We start from the raw sequence: 15,495 nt of genomic DNA on the forward strand, positions 1-15,495 counted from the left end.
TGTCGTTTATGCCTGCTGGACGGCATGACCTTTGCTATTAGCTTTGCCTAAAACGTCACTTTTGGCGTGCCATCAATTTAATGGCGCTTTTGCAGAGGGATATCAAGTGTCGGCCGTTCTCTCATTGTTACAGAGCCGTTTGTTGCGGCCCGTGTTCGTTACCCTTGGTATCGCCCTTTTGGTGCAGGTGCTGGTAGCTGTCGCTCTGACCCGGAGCACGGTGACCGCGCTGGAAGCCGATCTGGGCCTGCGCCTGGGCGCGGACAGTCAAAAGCTTTCCGCTGAGCTTGAGCAGGCGGGACGCGAAGTCACGTCGAGCCTCGACAGTCTCTCTACCAGTACGCGTCAGCGCCTGACCGCCGGTTTGTCCTCGCGTCTTGAGCAGGAGCAGGCGCAATTGCGTTTGACCCTGGAAAAGGACCTGAAGGACTCCGCCAGCGACATGGCGCAGCTTCTGGCTTCCGTCGCGCCTCGCGCCATGTGGGACAACGACATTCCGACACTTTCCGAGTTCGCCCGCCGGGCCCAGCGCAATCCCAATGTGCTGTTCGTGGTGTATGACGACGCCACCGGTCAGCACCTGACGCGCTACCTCAATCGGGAAAACCCGATCAACAAGGCGCTGCTGGAAAAAGGCCAGGGCGAGCGTGCGCTGGACAAGGTACTGGATGCGGCGAAGAACGATCCTTCGGTGTTCTACATCGAGGCCCCGATCAATCCTAACGGCGTAGAAATCGGCAAGGTCCTGATGGGGGTCTCGACGGCTTCCGTGGAGACTGATCTGGCGGCCCTCGACAAGCGCTTCTCGGCGTTGATCGCCAGCAGCGATCAACTGGTGGGCGACAGCCTCAAGGGTGCGGCTGCTGACAGCGCAACGGCCATGCGCTCGCGTCTGCAGTCGGCGCAGTCCACGGCGGCGGAAATGAAGGCCAATACCACCAGCACCGTGCAGGAGGCTGCTACGACATTGCGCTGGCGCATCGGCGTGTGTCTGGCGGTGGTGGGCTTCGGTGTTCTGCTGTTGTTGGCGGTGGTGCTCGGTCGCCGAGTGGTCAATCGCCTGAAAATGCTGATCGTTGCCATGGATGACCTGGCGGCGGGCGAGGGTGATCTGACCAAGCGTGTGCAGATCAACAGCAAGGATGAAATCGGCGACATGGCCTCGGCGGTCAATCGCTTTGTGGATAAGTTGCAGCCGATCGTGCGTGAGGCGGGGGATGTCGCCCAGCGTACCGGCGTGGAGATCGGCGCCATGACCTTGCGCAACGCCGGTGCGGACGCGGCGGCTGGCATGCAGCGCGACGAGGTGGCGGAGAGTTTGCGCGCCTTGTCGCAAATGGCTGATGAGGCGCAGTCGGAAAGCCATGCCATGCAGGCGGCGCTGAAGCAGGTGGTGGACATTCGTCAGGCCACCGATGAAAACACCCGGACCTCGGCGAAAGTCGGCAGCCTGATCGAGGAGCTGGCGGGTCAGGTCAACACTGGCGCGCAAGTGATCGAGCGCCTGGCGCAGCAAAGTGAGCAAATTGAGGTGGTGCTGACGGTGATTCACGGCATCGCCGAACAGACCAACCTGCTGGCGCTGAACGCAGCGATTGAGGCGGCGCGTGCCGGCGAGACCGGGCGCGGGTTTGCCGTGGTGGCCGATGAGGTGCGGGCGCTGGCGAGCAAGACGCAGAGCTCCACCGGCGATATTCAGGCGCACATCGTGGCCTTGCAGCAAGGTGCGCGTGAGGCGGTGGCGGCGATTGGTCAGGCCGGGCGCCAGGCCAGTGAGGGTTTACTGGTGCTGCGTGACAGTGCGCGGTTGCAGCAGTCGGTGCAGGCATCCGTCGAGCAGGTCCATGCGGCGATCGGTTTGGCTACCCAGGCTGCAGCGCATCAGGCGCAGGGCGCGCAGGCAGTTCGGGGGCGGGTGCAGACCATTCATGCCCAGGCCGAGAAAGCGGCGCAAGCTGTCGTGGAGACTACGGCGAGCGGCAAGGTGCTCGATGGTCTGGCGGCGCAGTTGAAGGCGAGCCTGGGGCAGTTCAGGGCTTAATGCTGTTTCAGGGATGGCCTCATTGCGAGCAAGCTCGCTCCCACATTTGATCCGGGGTGTTCACAAACTTTGTGTCCACCATCGAAACCTGTGGGAGCGAGCTTGCTCGCGATGACGGTCTTAGCGGCTCAGATACATCCGGGTCGTCAGTAGATAGACCGGCAACCCCGACACCAATATCAACAACGCCGCATAAGGCGCCGCCGCCGCAAACTCCACATTCGCGGTATGCGCCCAGACTTCCGTCGCCAGTGTATTGAGCCCGGTGGGGCTCAGCAGCAAGGTCGCCGTCAGCTCCTTCATCGCATCCAGGAACACCAGGGCAAAAGCCGCCCCCAGCGCCGGGAAAATAATCGGCAGTGTCACTCGGCAGAAGGCACTGAATGACGAGGCTCCCAGCGTGCGCGCCGCCTCCTCAAGCTGCGGTGCCGCCTTGTTCAGGGCGGTGCGGATCGGCGCCTGGGCCAGCGGCAGAAACAGCAGGGCATAGGCGATCAGCAGCAATGCCGAAGTCTGGTAAAGCATCGGCACGTAGTGCAGGGCGAAATACACCAGGGTCAGGGCAATGACCAGGCCCGGCAGCGCATGCAGCAGATAGGGCAGGCGCTCGGCCCAGATCGCCAGTTGGCCTTTGTAGCGCACGACCAGCAGGCCGACCGGCACCGCCAGCACCAGGCACAGAGCAGCGCCACCCAGCGACAGAGCGAGGGACGACAGCAATGCTTCGCCGATTGCCGCTACGGGAAAGGCTGCCGATGTTCCTACCGCCAACCAGTAGACCAGCATCCCCAGCGGAATCCCGCTGCCAATGATTGCCAGCAACAGGCAATAAAGCTGTCCCGCCACAGCCCAGGGTCCCAGTTGAACCTGTTCCGCGCGTCGCGCCGCACCCTGTCCGGTGCGCACGTGTCGACCCTTGCCGCGCACGCGCAGCTCCAGCCACAGCAGCGCCAGGCACAACATCAGCAGTACGGCGGAGAGCATCGCCGCGTTGGCATTGCTGAACTCCAGCTCGAACTGCTGATAGATCGCCGTGGTGAAGGTTTGCAGGCCGATGATCGACAAGGCGCCGAACTCCACCAGCATGTGCAGGGCAATCAGCAACGAACCCGCCAGCAGCGAAGGCCAGAGCAGGGGCAGGGTGACGCGAAAGAACACGCCCCAGCGATTTTGCCCCAGCGTGCGAGCCGACTCTTCCAGGGACGGATCGAGATTGCGCAAGGTTGCCGCCACGGGCAGAAAGATCAACGGATACTTGGACAGGCTCATCACCAGGATCGCCCCGCCGAGTCCTTCGAAATGAGCGCTGAGGGAAACCCATGTGAAGCTGCTGACAAAGGCCGGTACGGCAAACGGCAGGCAGAGAATCACGCCCCACAATCGTCGGCCCGGCAGATTGCTGCGCTCGAGCAACCAGGCCAGCGACAAGCCGATCACCCCGCAAACAATGGTGACGCCAATCATCAATGCGAGTGTGTTGCGCAGCAAGCCGAACACATAAGGTCGCCATAGCAAATGCAGTGCTTCTGCCCAGCCAGCTTGCCAGGCTTTGAGTCCGACATAGGCCAGCGGCAGGAAGCTGAGTACGACCAGCAGCAAGACCGGCAACACCAACCCTATGGGAGGACGCTTGCGGCGGGGCACGTTGTTACTGCGCAGACTGGTGGCGGATAGCGATGCGCTCATCAGTTCAAGCCAACGTCACGTTCCAGGTCCAGGGCCTCTTCGGCATTGCCGAGGTCGGCTGGCGTGACTTTCGGCGCTTGCAACTCGCTGAATGGCTTGAGTCCGCGATCAGACTCCATGCCTTTGTGCAGCGGGTATTCGGCGGTGGTCTGGGTGATCACGCGCTGGCCTTCCTCGCTGGCCATGTAGGCGAGCAACTGCTGTGCTTCCTTGGGGTGTTTGCTGGATTTGAGCACCGCAGCACTGGAAACCGTGATCAGTCCGCCGACATCGCCACCGCTGAAGTAATGCAGTTTCGAGTCGAGCTGGCCTTTTTCACGCTGCAGGGCGAACCAGTAGTAGTTGTTGACGAGTACGGTGGCGACTTCGCCATTTTCCACCGCTTTCAATGCAACCATGTTGTTGCTGTAGGTCTTGCCGAATGCTCGCAGACCGGTCAGCCACTCTTCGGCTGCGTCCATGCCGTGCACCTTGATGATCGCGACCGCTTGCTCCTGGAAGGCGCCGCTGGTGGGTACGAAGCCGACCTTGCCTTGCCATTTCGGGTCGGAAAATTCCATCACCGAGGTCGGCAGGTCTTTTTCATCGATCAGCTTGGGGTTGAACGCAACGACGCGCACCCGAGCGGTCACGCCAATCCAGGTGCCGTTGCCGGCGACGTATTCCTTGGGCAGAACGGCCAGTGTGGCGTCATCAGTCTTGGCCAGCAGGCCTTGTTCGCCGAGTTTGTTCAGGGGTGGCGATTCTTCGGTGTAGATCACGTCGGCGGGGGAGCGATCGCCTTCTTCGACGATCTGGCTGGCGAGCTGGTTGCTGCTGCCTTTGCGCACATTGACGTGGATCCCGGTCTTGGCTTCGAAGGCTTTGGCGACCGCATCGCCGACTTCTTTGTGCTGGCCGTTGTAGAGGGTCAGGGCAACCGGATCGGCGGCTTGGGTGAGGGGAGTGGCGAGTGCCAGGCCGAGGAGGGTGGTGATCAGGCCGCGGCGCAGGGTATTTCGAAACATCATTCGCAGGGTTCCTCACTGTCACATTGCAAAAACTTGTAACAATGATAAACGATATTGTTTCTCAAATGCGCCGATAAATCCTGTAGGAGCGAGCTTGCTCGCGATGGGCGTGAACGAAAACGAGGGGTGTCTGGGGAAATGCGTCGCCTGTACATCCATCGCGAGCAAGCTCGCTCCTACAGGGGGAGGAGGCGTGTTTTTAAACCCCGGAAACGCAAAAACCCGCTTTCGCGGGTTTTTGTGAAATCCAAGGTCGTAACCTTGAATTTGAATTGGTGCCCAGAAGAAGACTCGAACTTCCACGACCGTAAGGTCACCAGCACCTGAAGCTGGCGTGTCTACCAATTTCACCATCTGGGCATTCATCTTCAGCGTTGCCGCTGTTGATGTGGCGCACTATACGGAGAGCGTTTTGATCTGTAAACCCCTGATTTTAAAATTAATAAACCAGCGGTCAAAAATACAAAAACCCGCTTTCGCGGGTTTTTGTGTGAGCCTTGAAATTGAACTAATCTCAAGCTCGAAATTGGTGCCCAGAAGAAGACTCGAACTTCCACGACCTTGCGGTCACCAGCACCTGAAGCTGGCGTGTCTACCAATTTCACCATCTGGGCATTATCGACAACGTCTCCGTCGTCGATGGCGCGCACTATACGGAGCGTCTTTTTAACTGTAAACCCCCGGCCTCAAAAAAACCTGAAAAAATTCACCAACGGTCTGCAATTCAGCTTTGAGGTGTCGATACAGGGCTTTAGATGGGTCGTCTTAGCTTGAAATTTCCCGTTTCATTACGCCTATGCCAAACTAACCCGCATATAGACAAGGTGAAAACTCTCTAATGGCCGATTGGCAGTCCCTCGATCCCGAGGCCGCTCGTGAAGCGGAAAAATATGAAAACCCTATTCCTAGCCGCGAACTGATCCTTCAGCACCTTGCTGATCGAGGTTCGCCTGCTAACCGCGAGCAACTGGTCGAAGAGTTTGGTCTGACCACAGAAGACCAGATCGAAGCCCTGCGCCGCCGTCTGCGCGCCATGGAGCGCGATGCTCAACTCATCTATACCCGTCGCGGCACTTATGCACCGGTGGACAAGCTTGACCTGATCCTGGGTCGCATCAGCGGTCACCGCGACGGCTTCGGCTTCCTGGTGCCGGACGACGGCAGTGACGACCTGTTCATGAGCCCGGCGCAGATGCGTCTGGTGTTCGATGGTGACCGTGCCCTGGCCCGGGTATCCGGCCTGGACCGTCGTGGTCGCCGCGAAGGCATGATCGTCGAAGTGGTGTCCCGCGCTCACGAAACCATCGTCGGCCGCTACTTCGAAGAGGGCGGCATCGGTTTCGTGGTTGCGGACAATCCGAAGATCCAGCAGGAAGTGCTGGTGACGCCGGGTCGTAACGCCAACGCGCAGATCGGTCAGTTCGTCGAAGTGAAGATCACTCACTGGCCGACGCCACGCTTCCAGCCGCAAGGCGACGTGGTTGAAGTCGTGGGCAACTACATGGCGCCGGGCATGGAAATCGATGTTGCCCTGCGTACCTACGACATTCCTCACGTCTGGCCTGACGCCGTGCTCAAGGAAGCCGGCAAGCTCAAGCCGGAAGTCGAAGAGAAAGACAAAGAGAAGCGCATCGACCTGCGCCATCTGCCGTTCGTCACCATCGACGGCGAAGATGCCCGCGACTTCGACGATGCGGTCTATTGCGAAGCCCGTCCGGGCAAGCTGCGCCTGTTCTCGGGCGGCTGGAAGCTGTACGTGGCGATTGCCGACGTATCCAGCTACGTGAAACTCGGTTCGGCGCTGGATGCCGAAGCGCAGGTTCGCGGCAACTCGGTGTACTTCCCCGAGCGCGTGATTCCGATGCTGCCTGAGCAGCTGTCCAACGGTTTGTGCTCGCTGAACCCGCAAGTCGATCGCCTGGCCATGGTTTGCGAGATGACCATCTCCAAGTCCGGTGAAATGACCGACTACTGCTTCTACGAAGCGGTGATTCACTCCCATGCGCGCCTGACCTACAACAAGGTCAGCGCGATGCTGGAAACGCCGAAAGCCACCGAAGGGCGCAAGCTGCGCGGTGAATACACCGACGTGGTGCCGCACCTCAAGCAGCTGTACTCGCTGTACAAGGTGTTGCTGGCGGCCCGTCACGTACGTGGCGCGATCGATTTCGAAACCCAGGAAACCCGGATCATCTTCGGTTCCGAGCGCAAGATCGCCGAAATTCGTCCGACCGTGCGCAACGATGCGCACAAGCTGATCGAGGAGTGCATGCTGGCGGCCAACGTGGCCACCGCCGAATTCCTGAAGAAACACGAAATTCCGGCGCTGTATCGCGTTCACGATGGCCCGCCACCGGAGCGCCTGGAAAAGCTGCGCGCGTTCCTCGGCGAGCTCGGCCTGTCCCTGCACAAAGGCAAGGACGGTCCGTCGCCGAAGGATTACCAGGCACTGCTGGCCGGTATCAAGGATCGTCCGGATTTCCACCTGATCCAGACTGTCATGCTGCGTTCGTTGAGCCAGGCGGTGTACAGCGCCGATAACCAGGGCCACTTCGGCCTGAATTACGAGGCGTACACCCACTTCACTTCGCCGATCCGCCGCTACCCGGACTTGCTCACGCACCGGGCGATTCGCAGCGTGATCCATTCGAAACAGGACACCCCACACGTTCGCCGTGCCGGTGCGATGACCATTCCGAAAGCGCGCATCTATCCGTACGACGAAGCGGCCCTGGAGCAACTCGGCGAGCAGTGCTCTATGAGCGAGCGCCGTGCCGACGAAGCGACCCGCGATGTAGTGAACTGGCTCAAGTGCGAGTTCATGAAAGATCGCGTTGGCGAGTCGTTCCCGGGTGTGATCACCGCCGTGACCGGTTTTGGCCTGTTCGTCGAACTGACCGATATCTACGTCGAAGGCCTGGTGCACGTCACCGCGCTGCCGGGCGATTACTACCACTTCGATCCTGTGCACCACCGCCTGGCCGGTGAGCGTACCGGTCGCAGCTTCCGCTTGGGCGATACCGTGGAAGTGCGCGTCATGCGCGTCGACCTCGACGAACGCAAGATCGACTTCGAGATGGCCGAGAAAACCATCAGCGCGCCGATCGGCCGCAAGAAGCGTGGTACCGAAAGCACAGCACCCGCTGCGAAAGTCGAAGCAGAACCGGCCACGGCGAAAACCGGTCGTCGTCCTGCCAAGGAAAAGGCTGTAGAGGCCTATCGCCCGAGCGATGCAGCGGCGAAAAACGCCGAAGTGCGCAAAAGTCGTGAAATGAAGCAGGCGTTGCTCGCCGGTGCGAAAAGCGGCGGTAAAGCGGCGTCTGGGGGAAAGACCAGTCGGTCGACGCCTGACAAGGCCGTCGGCGGCAAGCCAGCCAAACCGAGCAAACATCGTAAAGGCCCGCCAAAAGCGGGCTCGGCTCCAGCCAAGAGTGGCGGGGCGCGTAAACCTAAGGCCAAGCCATGAGTCAGTTGGAAAAGATCTACGGCGTACATGCTGTAGAAGCGTTGTTGCGTCACCACCCGAAACGCGTGAAGCAGATCTGGTTGGCCGAAGGTCGCAATGACCCTCGGGTCCAGACGCTGATCGAACTGGCCAACGAAAACCGGGTCCAGGTCGGCCAGGCCGAGCGCCGTGAAATGGACGCCTGGGTTGAAGGCGTGCACCAGGGTGTTGTCGCGGACGTGAGTCCGAGCCAGGTCTGGGGTGAGGCGATGCTCGACGAGCTGCTCGATCGCACCGACGGCGCACCGTTGTTGCTGGTGCTCGACGGCGTGACCGATCCGCACAACCTCGGCGCGTGCCTGCGTTCGGCCGATGCGGCGGGCGCGCTGGCAGTGATCGTGCCGAAGGACAAGTCGGCGACCCTGACTCCGGTTGTACGAAAAATCGCCTGCGGTGCGGCGGAAGTGATTCCGCTGGTTGCCGTGACCAACCTGGCGCGCACCCTGGAAAAGCTCCAGCAGCGCGGCTTGTGGGTTGTCGGCACGGCCGGAGAAGCTGAGGTCAGCCTGTATGACCAGGATCTGACCGGCCCGACCATCCTGATCATGGGTGCCGAAGGCAAGGGCATGCGTCGCCTGACCCGCGAGCATTGCGACTACCTGGTCAACCTGCCGATGGCCGGTAGCGTCAGCAGTCTCAACGTTTCCGTGGCGACGGGTGTCTGCCTGTTCGAAGCCCAGCGTCAGCGCAGTGTCAAAGCCAAGGCTGCTGCCAAGAAATCCTGATCCAGTTGCAGTCCCTGTGGGAGCGAGCCTGCTCGCGATAGCGGTGTAACATTCAGCATTAATGTCGAATGTTGCGACCCCATCGCGAGCAAGCTCGCTCCCACAGTGTTTTTGTAGTGAGGGAAAGATTGGGGGTTGTTCAAATAATCGCCAATTACCTTGCGCCTCCCTCGCCCCTTCTCTACAATTGCGCCCCTTGCTGTGATGGCAGGCACCAACGTGTCTAGCGTCCGCAAGTCCATAAGTGTCATTCACTCCTTGTCTGACCGCTTTTGAGCGGCAGGCTACAACCCGTAAGGAGCATTCATGCGTCATTACGAAATCATCTTTTTGGTCCACCCGGATCAAAGCGAGCAAGTCGGCGGCATGGTTGAGCGTTACACCAAGCTGATCGAAGAAGACGGCGGCAAAATCCACCGTCTGGAAGATTGGGGCCGTCGTCAACTGGCCTACGCAATCAACAATGTTCACAAGGCTCACTACGTGATGCTGAACGTTGAGTGCACTGGCAAGGCCCTGGCCGAGCTGGAAGACAACTTCCGCTACAACGATGCAGTGATCCGTAACCTGGTCATCCGTCGCGACGAAGCCGTTACCGGCCAGTCCGAGATGCTCAAGGCTGAAGAAAACCGCAGTGAGCGCCGTGAGCGTCGCGACCGTCCTGAGCACGAAGGCGCTGAAAGCGCTGATAGTGATGACAGCGACAACAGCGATAACGCTGACGAGTAATCCACGGACCTTTTAAGGAGCCAATTACATGGCACGTTTCTTCCGTCGTCGTAAATTCTGCCGCTTCACCGCTGAAGACGTGAAAGAGATCGATTACAAAGATCTCAACACTCTGAAAGCCTACGTATCCGAGACCGGCAAAATCGTTCCAAGCCGCATCACCGGTACCAAAGCTCGTTATCAGCGTCAGCTGGCCACCGCTATCAAGCGCGCCCGCTTCCTGGCCCTGCTGGCCTACACCGACAGCCACGGCCGCTGAGACCGGGCAGTCGACACGTAGCAAAGGATTGAATGCATGCGGGCCATAGCTGAGTTCATCATGCGCGGCCGTATGCAGGCCACTCTGGTAGTGGCTGGATGCGCGGCATTGCCGTTGTTGTATTGGTTGGGTGCTGCCGCCGGATGCCTTGTGCTCCTGCGGCGCGGATTGAGGGACGCCCTGGGCGTTCTTGCTCTGGGACTGCTGCCGGCATTGGCCTGGTGGCTTTACTCCGACGACCCACGGGCACTTCTGGTGCTGCTGGGGTCTGCGAGCCTTGCGTTGGTTTTGCGCGCAAGCGAGTCCTGGAACCGCGTGCTGCTGGTCAGCATAGCGACGGGGGTGGTGTTTTCAGTGGTGTTGGGGACAGCTTTTGCTCCCCAGATCGAGATGCTGGCGCAGGCTTTGATCAAAGTCATGCCGTCGCTACTCGGTGATGTTTACCAGAAGTTGTCGGTAGACGAACAAGCGCGTTTCGCGTCCCTGATTGCACCGGTCCTGACCGGCCTGATTGCGGCGTTGTTGCAAATCGTCAGCTTGCTGAGCCTGCTTGTCGGGCGTTACTGGCAGGCGTTGTTGTACAACCCGGGCGGTTTTGGTCGCGAGTTTCGCGCCATCCGCATCCCGCTGTTGCCGGCGATGTTGCTGCTGGCGTGCATGCTTCTGGGGCCGAATCTCGGTTCACAGATGGCCATGTTGACGCCGTTGTGCAGCGTACCGCTGGTGTTCGCCGGGCTGGCCCTGATTCACGGGCTGGTGGCGCAGAAGCGACTGGCCAGGTTCTGGCTGGTGGGGTTGTACGTGACGCTGTTGCTGTTCATGCAGCTGATCTATCCGTTGCTGGTGGTCCTGGCCATCGTCGACAGCCTGATTGATTTTCGCGGTCGTTCGGCACCGAAAGATGCCGATAACGCGAACGGTGAAGGTTAAAAGTTAAGAGGATTTTCACATGCAACTGATCCTTCTGGAAAAAGTCACCAACCTGGGCAACCTGGGTGACAAAGTGAACGTTAAGGCTGGCTACGGTCGTAACTACCTGCTGCCTTACGGCAAAGCTACCGCTGCGACCCCAGCCAACCTGGCTGCGTTCGAAGAGCGTCGCGCTGAGCTGGAAAAAGCTGCAGCAGATCGCAAAGCATCGGCTGAAAGCCGCGCTGCCCAACTGGCCGAGCTGGAAGTGACCATCACTGCCACCGCTGGCGACGAAGGCAAGCTGTTCGGTTCGATCGGTACTCACGACATCGCTGACGCACTGACCGCCTCCGGCGTTGAAGTGCAGAAGAGCGAAGTTCGTCTGCCGAACGGCACCATCCGCAACGTAGGCGAATTCGACGTAGCCGTGCACCTGCACGCCGAAGTTGAAGCCACCGTACGCGTTGTCGTGGTAGCAGCTTAAGCAGCACTTGTCGGCTGGCACCCTCGGGTGCTTGCCGGTAACATCGGGCACGATCCTGTTTACAGGTCGTGCCCTTTGTCTTTCTGAAACTTCTGCTTTTTATCACCAAGAACCAAGTGGCCATGAACGATATCTCCGCTCCTGAGCAATACGATCTGCAAACCGCCGCGCTGAAAGTGCCGCCGCATTCCATCGAAGCCGAACAGGCTGTACTCGGTGGTCTGATGCTGGACAACAACGCCTGGGAGCGTGTGCTCGATCAAGTCTCCGACGGCGATTTCTATCGACATGACCACCGCCTGATTTTCCGTGCGATCGCCAAGCTGGCCGATCAGAACATGCCGATCGACGTCGTGACCCTGTCCGAGCAACTGGACAAGGAAGGTCAGACTTCGCAAGTCGGTGGCCTCGGTTACCTCGGTGAACTGGCGAAAAACACCCCGTCCGTCGCCAACATCAAGGCCTATGCGCAGATCGTTCGCGAACGGGCGACGTTGCGCCAGCTGATCGGTATCAGTACCGAAATCGCCGACAGCGCGTTCAACCCTGAAGGTCGCACTGCCGCCGAGATTCTCGACGAGGCTGAACGGCAGATCTTCCAGATCGCCGAGGCCCGACCGAAAACCGGTGGCCCGGTGGGCGTCAACGACCTGCTGACCAAGGCCATCGACCGCATCGACACCCTGTTCAACACCGACAACGCCATCACCGGCCTGTCCACCGGCTACACCGACCTCGACGAGAAAACCAGCGGCCTGCAACCGTCCGACCTGATCATCGTCGCTGGCCGTCCATCCATGGGTAAAACCACCTTTGCGATGAACCTGGTGGAAAACGCCGTGTTGCGCAGCGAGAAGGCCGTCCTGGTTTACTCCCTCGAGATGCCAGGCGAATCGCTGATCATGCGTATGTTGTCTTCCCTGGGGCGTATCGACCAGACCAAGGTCCGTTCCGGCCAGTTGGAAGATGACGACTGGCCGCGCCTGACCTCGGCGGTCAACCTGCTCAACGACCGCAAGCTGTTCATCGACGATACCGCCGGCATCAGCCCGTCGGAAATGCGCGCCCGGACCCGCCGTCTGGTGCGTGAACACGGCGATGTCGGCCTGATCATGATCGACTACCTGCAACTGATGCAGATCCCGGGCTCCAGTGGTGACAACCGAACCAACGAGATTTCCGAGATCTCCCGATCCCTGAAAGCCCTGGCCAAGGAATTCAACTGTCCGGTGGTGGCGCTCTCGCAGCTCAACCGTTCCCTGGAGCAACGGCCAAACAAACGCCCAGTGAACTCCGACTTGCGGGAATCCGGAGCGATCGAGCAGGATGCCGACGTGATCATGTTCGTTTACCGCGACGAGGTGTATCACCCGGAGACCGAGCACAAGGGCATCGCCGAAATCATCATCGGCAAGCAGCGTAACGGGCCGATCGGTTTTATCCGCCTGGCGTTCATCGGCAAGTACACCCGTTTCGAGAACCTGGCGCCGGGTAGCTATAACTTCGACGATGACGAGTAATTTGTAGCGTCTGATCGGTCCTCATCGCGAGCAAGCTCGCTCCCACAAGGATCACGCCGAACTTGTGGGAGCGAGCTTGCTCGATGGGGTCACCGCAATTTCCGACCATGGCCGTCGGAATTGGTCAAAATTTGTGCTATATTCCGCGCCCGCGAAATTCAATGAAAGCCAACACCGGTTATCGACATGCAAGCAGCCAAGCCGTTATTTGACTATCCCAAGTACTGGGCCGAATGTTTCGGGCCAGCGCCGTTCCTGCCCATGAGCAGGGAGGAGATGGATCAGCTCGGCTGGGATTCCTGCGACATCATCATCGTCACCGGTGATGCCTACGTCGACCACCCGTCGTTCGGCATGGCGATCATCGGCCGGCTGCTGGAGTCCCAGGGCTTCCGCGTCGGGATCATTGCCCAGCCGAACTGGCAGTCCAAAGACGATTTCATGAAGCTCGGCGAGCCGAACCTGTTCTTCGGTGTCGCGGCCGGCAACATGGACTCCATGATCAACCGCTACACAGCGGACAAGAAAATCCGTTCCGACGACGCGTACACGCCGGGTGGCCTGGCCGGCAAGCGTCCGGACCGCGCCAGCCTGGTCTACAGCCAGCGCTGCAAGGAAGCCTACAAGCACGTGCCGATCGTGCTCGGCGGCATCGAAGCGTCCCTGCGCCGCATCGCCCACTACGACTACTGGCAGGACCGTGTACGCAACTCGATCCTGATCGACGCCAGCGCCGACATCCTGCTCTACGGTAACGCCGAGCGTGCGATTGTCGAAGTCGCCCAGCGCCTGTCCTACGGTCACAAGATCGAAGACATCACCGACGTGCGCGGCACCGCGTTCATTCGTCGTGACACACCGCAAGGCTGGTACGAAGTCGACTCCACGCGCATCGACCGTCCGGGCAAGATCGACAAGATCATCAACCCGTACGTCAACACTCAGGACACCCAGGCCTGCGCCATCGAGCAGGAAAAAGGTCCGGTTGAAGATCCGCAGGAAGCCAAGGTCGTGCAGATCCTGGCCAGCCCGCGCATGACCCGTGACAAGACCGTGATTCGTCTGCCGTCGGTGGAAAAGGTCCGTAATGACGCAGTGCTCTACGCCCACGCCAACCGCGTGTTGCACCTGGAAACCAACCCGGGCAACGCCCGTGCGCTGGTGCAGAAACACGGCGAAGTCGACGTCTGGTTCAACCCGCCACCGATTCCGATGACCACCGAAGAAATGGACTACGTGTTCGGCATGCCTTATGCGCGCATTCCGCACCCGGCGTATGGCAAGGAAAAAATCCCGGCCTACGACATGATCCGTTTCTCGGTGAACATCATGCGTGGCTGCTTCGGCGGCTGCACCTTCTGCTCGATCACCGAGCACGAAGGCCGGATCATCCAGAACCGTTCCCACGAGTCGATCATTCGCGAAATCGAAGAAATTCGTGACAAGGTTCCGGGCTTTACCGGCGTGATTTCCGACCTCGGCGGCCCGACCGCGAACATGTACCGCATTGCCTGCAAGAGCCCGGAAATCGAATCCGCTTGCCGCAAGCCATCGTGCGTGTTCCCTGGCATCTGCCCGAACCTGAACACCGACCACTCGGCGCTGATCCAGCTGTACCGCAGCGCCCGTGAATTGCCGGGTGTGAAGAAGATCCTGATCGCTTCCGGCCTGCGCTATGACCTCGCGGTCGAGTCGCCGGAGTACGTCAAGGAGTTGGTGACCCACCACGTCGGTGGCTACCTGAAGATCGCCCCCGAACACACCGAGGAAGGTCCGCTCAACCAGATGATGAAACCGGGCATCGGCAGCTATGACAAGTTCAAGCGCATGTTCGAGAAGTACTCCAAGGAAGCGGGCAAGGAGCAGTACCTGATTCCGTACTTCATCGCCGCCCACCCGGGCACCACCGATGAAGACATGATGAACCTGGCCCTGTGGCTCAAGGGCAACGGCTTCCGTGCCGACCAGGTGCAGGCGTTCTACCCGTCGCCGATGGCCACCGCCACCGCGATGTACCACTCGGGCAAGAACCCGCTGCGCAAGGTCACCTACAAGAGTGACGCGGTGACCATCGTCAAGAGCGAGGAGCAGCGCCGACTGCACAAGGCGTTCTTGCGTTATCACGACCCGAAAGGCTGGCCGATGCTGCGTGAGGCACTGACCCGCATGGGCCGCGCCGACCTGATCGGGCCGGGCAAGAACCAGTTGATTCCTTTGCATCAGCCGTCGACTGACAGCTACCAGAGCGCCCGTCGCAAGAACTCGACGCCGGCGGGCAGCCATAAGGTTGCAGGGGAAAAGACCACCAAGATCCTGACCCAGCACACCGGCCTGCCACCGCGTGCCAGCGATGGCGGCAACCCGTGGGACAAGCGCGAACAGGCCAAGGCTGCGGCATTCGCCCGCAACCAGCAGGCGGCCAAGGAGCGCAAGGATGCGGCCAAAGGCAAGGGGCCAAAGCCGACCCGCAAGCCGGTCGTGCCGCGCTAAGCTTCGCTTGAACTGAACAGAACGCCAACCTTCGGGTTGGCGTTTTGCGTTTCAGGGTTCAACCATTTGTGCTGGAACCAATGGCCTCTTCGCGGGCAAGCCCGCTCCCACAGGTTATTGGGGTTGTCCGCAGT

12 protein-coding genes and 2 tRNA genes are annotated in these 15,495 nt (G+C 60.1%); 9 read left to right on the forward strand and 5 right to left on the reverse strand.

The window, feature by feature from the left end; translation table 11 throughout:
- Positions 1-106 precede the first annotated feature (106 nt).
- A complete protein-coding gene (locus tag PSJE_RS22210) occupies positions 107-2,041 on the forward strand; it encodes a methyl-accepting chemotaxis protein (protein ID WP_090452815.1) in 1,935 nt (644 codons plus the stop codon).
- A gap of 120 nt (positions 2,042-2,161) precedes the next feature.
- Here the strand turns inward: PSJE_RS22210 and PSJE_RS22215 are convergent, their stop codons facing one another.
- The 5 genes from PSJE_RS22215 to PSJE_RS22230 form a co-directional block, all read right to left on the reverse strand.
- Positions 2,162-3,727 carry an ABC transporter permease gene (locus PSJE_RS22215; protein WP_090452817.1) on the reverse strand — a complete coding sequence of 522 codons (1,566 nt, stop codon included), beginning with the start codon at positions 3,725-3,727 and terminating at the stop codon, positions 2,162-2,164.
- Positions 3,727-4,737: an extracellular solute-binding protein gene (locus PSJE_RS22220; RefSeq protein WP_090452819.1), complete on the reverse strand. Its 1,011-nt coding sequence runs from the start codon at positions 4,735-4,737 to the stop codon at positions 3,727-3,729. Before PSJE_RS22220 ends, PSJE_RS22215 begins: the two co-directional genes overlap by 1 nt.
- 18 nt (positions 4,738-4,755) lie before the next feature.
- Positions 4,756-5,040: a hypothetical protein gene (locus PSJE_RS31330; RefSeq protein WP_157858916.1), complete on the reverse strand. Its 285-nt coding sequence runs from the start codon at positions 5,038-5,040 to the stop codon at positions 4,756-4,758.
- Positions 5,011-5,097, reverse strand: a tRNA-Leu gene (locus PSJE_RS22225). The genes PSJE_RS31330 and PSJE_RS22225 overlap by 30 nt, the downstream gene beginning before the upstream one ends.
- A gap of 167 nt (positions 5,098-5,264) precedes the next feature.
- A tRNA-Leu gene (locus tag PSJE_RS22230) sits at positions 5,265-5,351 on the reverse strand.
- A 224-nt stretch (positions 5,352-5,575) separates the two neighbouring features.
- Between PSJE_RS22230 and rnr the strand changes: the two genes are divergently transcribed.
- The 8 genes from rnr (at position 5,576) to PSJE_RS22270 (ending at position 15,361) form a co-directional block, all read left to right on the forward strand.
- Positions 5,576-8,203 carry a ribonuclease R gene (rnr, locus tag PSJE_RS22235; RefSeq protein ID WP_090452821.1) on the forward strand — a complete coding sequence of 876 codons (2,628 nt, stop codon included), beginning with the start codon at positions 5,576-5,578 and terminating at the stop codon, positions 8,201-8,203.
- On the forward strand, positions 8,200-8,967 hold the full coding sequence (rlmB, locus tag PSJE_RS22240; protein ID WP_007973273.1) for a 23S rRNA (guanosine(2251)-2'-O)-methyltransferase RlmB: 768 nt from the start codon (positions 8,200-8,202) through the stop codon (positions 8,965-8,967). Before rnr ends, rlmB begins: the two co-directional genes overlap by 4 nt.
- 306 nt (positions 8,968-9,273) lie before the next feature.
- Complete coding sequence (gene rpsF / locus PSJE_RS22245; protein WP_008048087.1) at positions 9,274-9,696, forward strand: 30S ribosomal protein S6; 423 nt, start codon at positions 9,274-9,276, stop codon at positions 9,694-9,696.
- 28 nt (positions 9,697-9,724) lie between these two features.
- A complete protein-coding gene (gene rpsR / locus PSJE_RS22250; RefSeq protein ID WP_002551829.1) occupies positions 9,725-9,955 on the forward strand; it encodes a 30S ribosomal protein S18 in 231 nt (76 codons plus the stop codon).
- 36 nt (positions 9,956-9,991) lie between these two features.
- The gene (locus PSJE_RS22255; RefSeq protein WP_090452823.1) at positions 9,992-10,885 is read left to right on the forward strand and encodes a YybS family protein; all 894 of its coding nucleotides are present in this window, start codon (positions 9,992-9,994) and stop codon (positions 10,883-10,885) included.
- Positions 10,886-10,904: 19 nt separating this feature from the next.
- Positions 10,905-11,351, forward strand: coding sequence for a 50S ribosomal protein L9 (rplI, locus tag PSJE_RS22260; RefSeq protein WP_007973276.1), 447 nt, complete (start codon positions 10,905-10,907; stop codon positions 11,349-11,351).
- A gap of 122 nt (positions 11,352-11,473) precedes the next feature.
- Complete coding sequence (gene dnaB / locus PSJE_RS22265) at positions 11,474-12,871, forward strand: replicative DNA helicase (RefSeq protein WP_007915846.1); 1,398 nt, start codon at positions 11,474-11,476, stop codon at positions 12,869-12,871.
- 186 nt (positions 12,872-13,057) lie between these two features.
- Entirely contained in the window at positions 13,058-15,361 is a 2,304-nt protein-coding gene (locus PSJE_RS22270) for a YgiQ family radical SAM protein (RefSeq protein ID WP_007994999.1), read from the forward strand.
- Positions 15,362-15,495: the final 134 nt, after the last annotated feature.

Source organism: Pseudomonas jessenii (assembly GCF_002236115.1).
Taxonomy (GTDB): Bacteria; Pseudomonadota; Gammaproteobacteria; order Pseudomonadales; family Pseudomonadaceae; genus Aquipseudomonas; species Aquipseudomonas jessenii.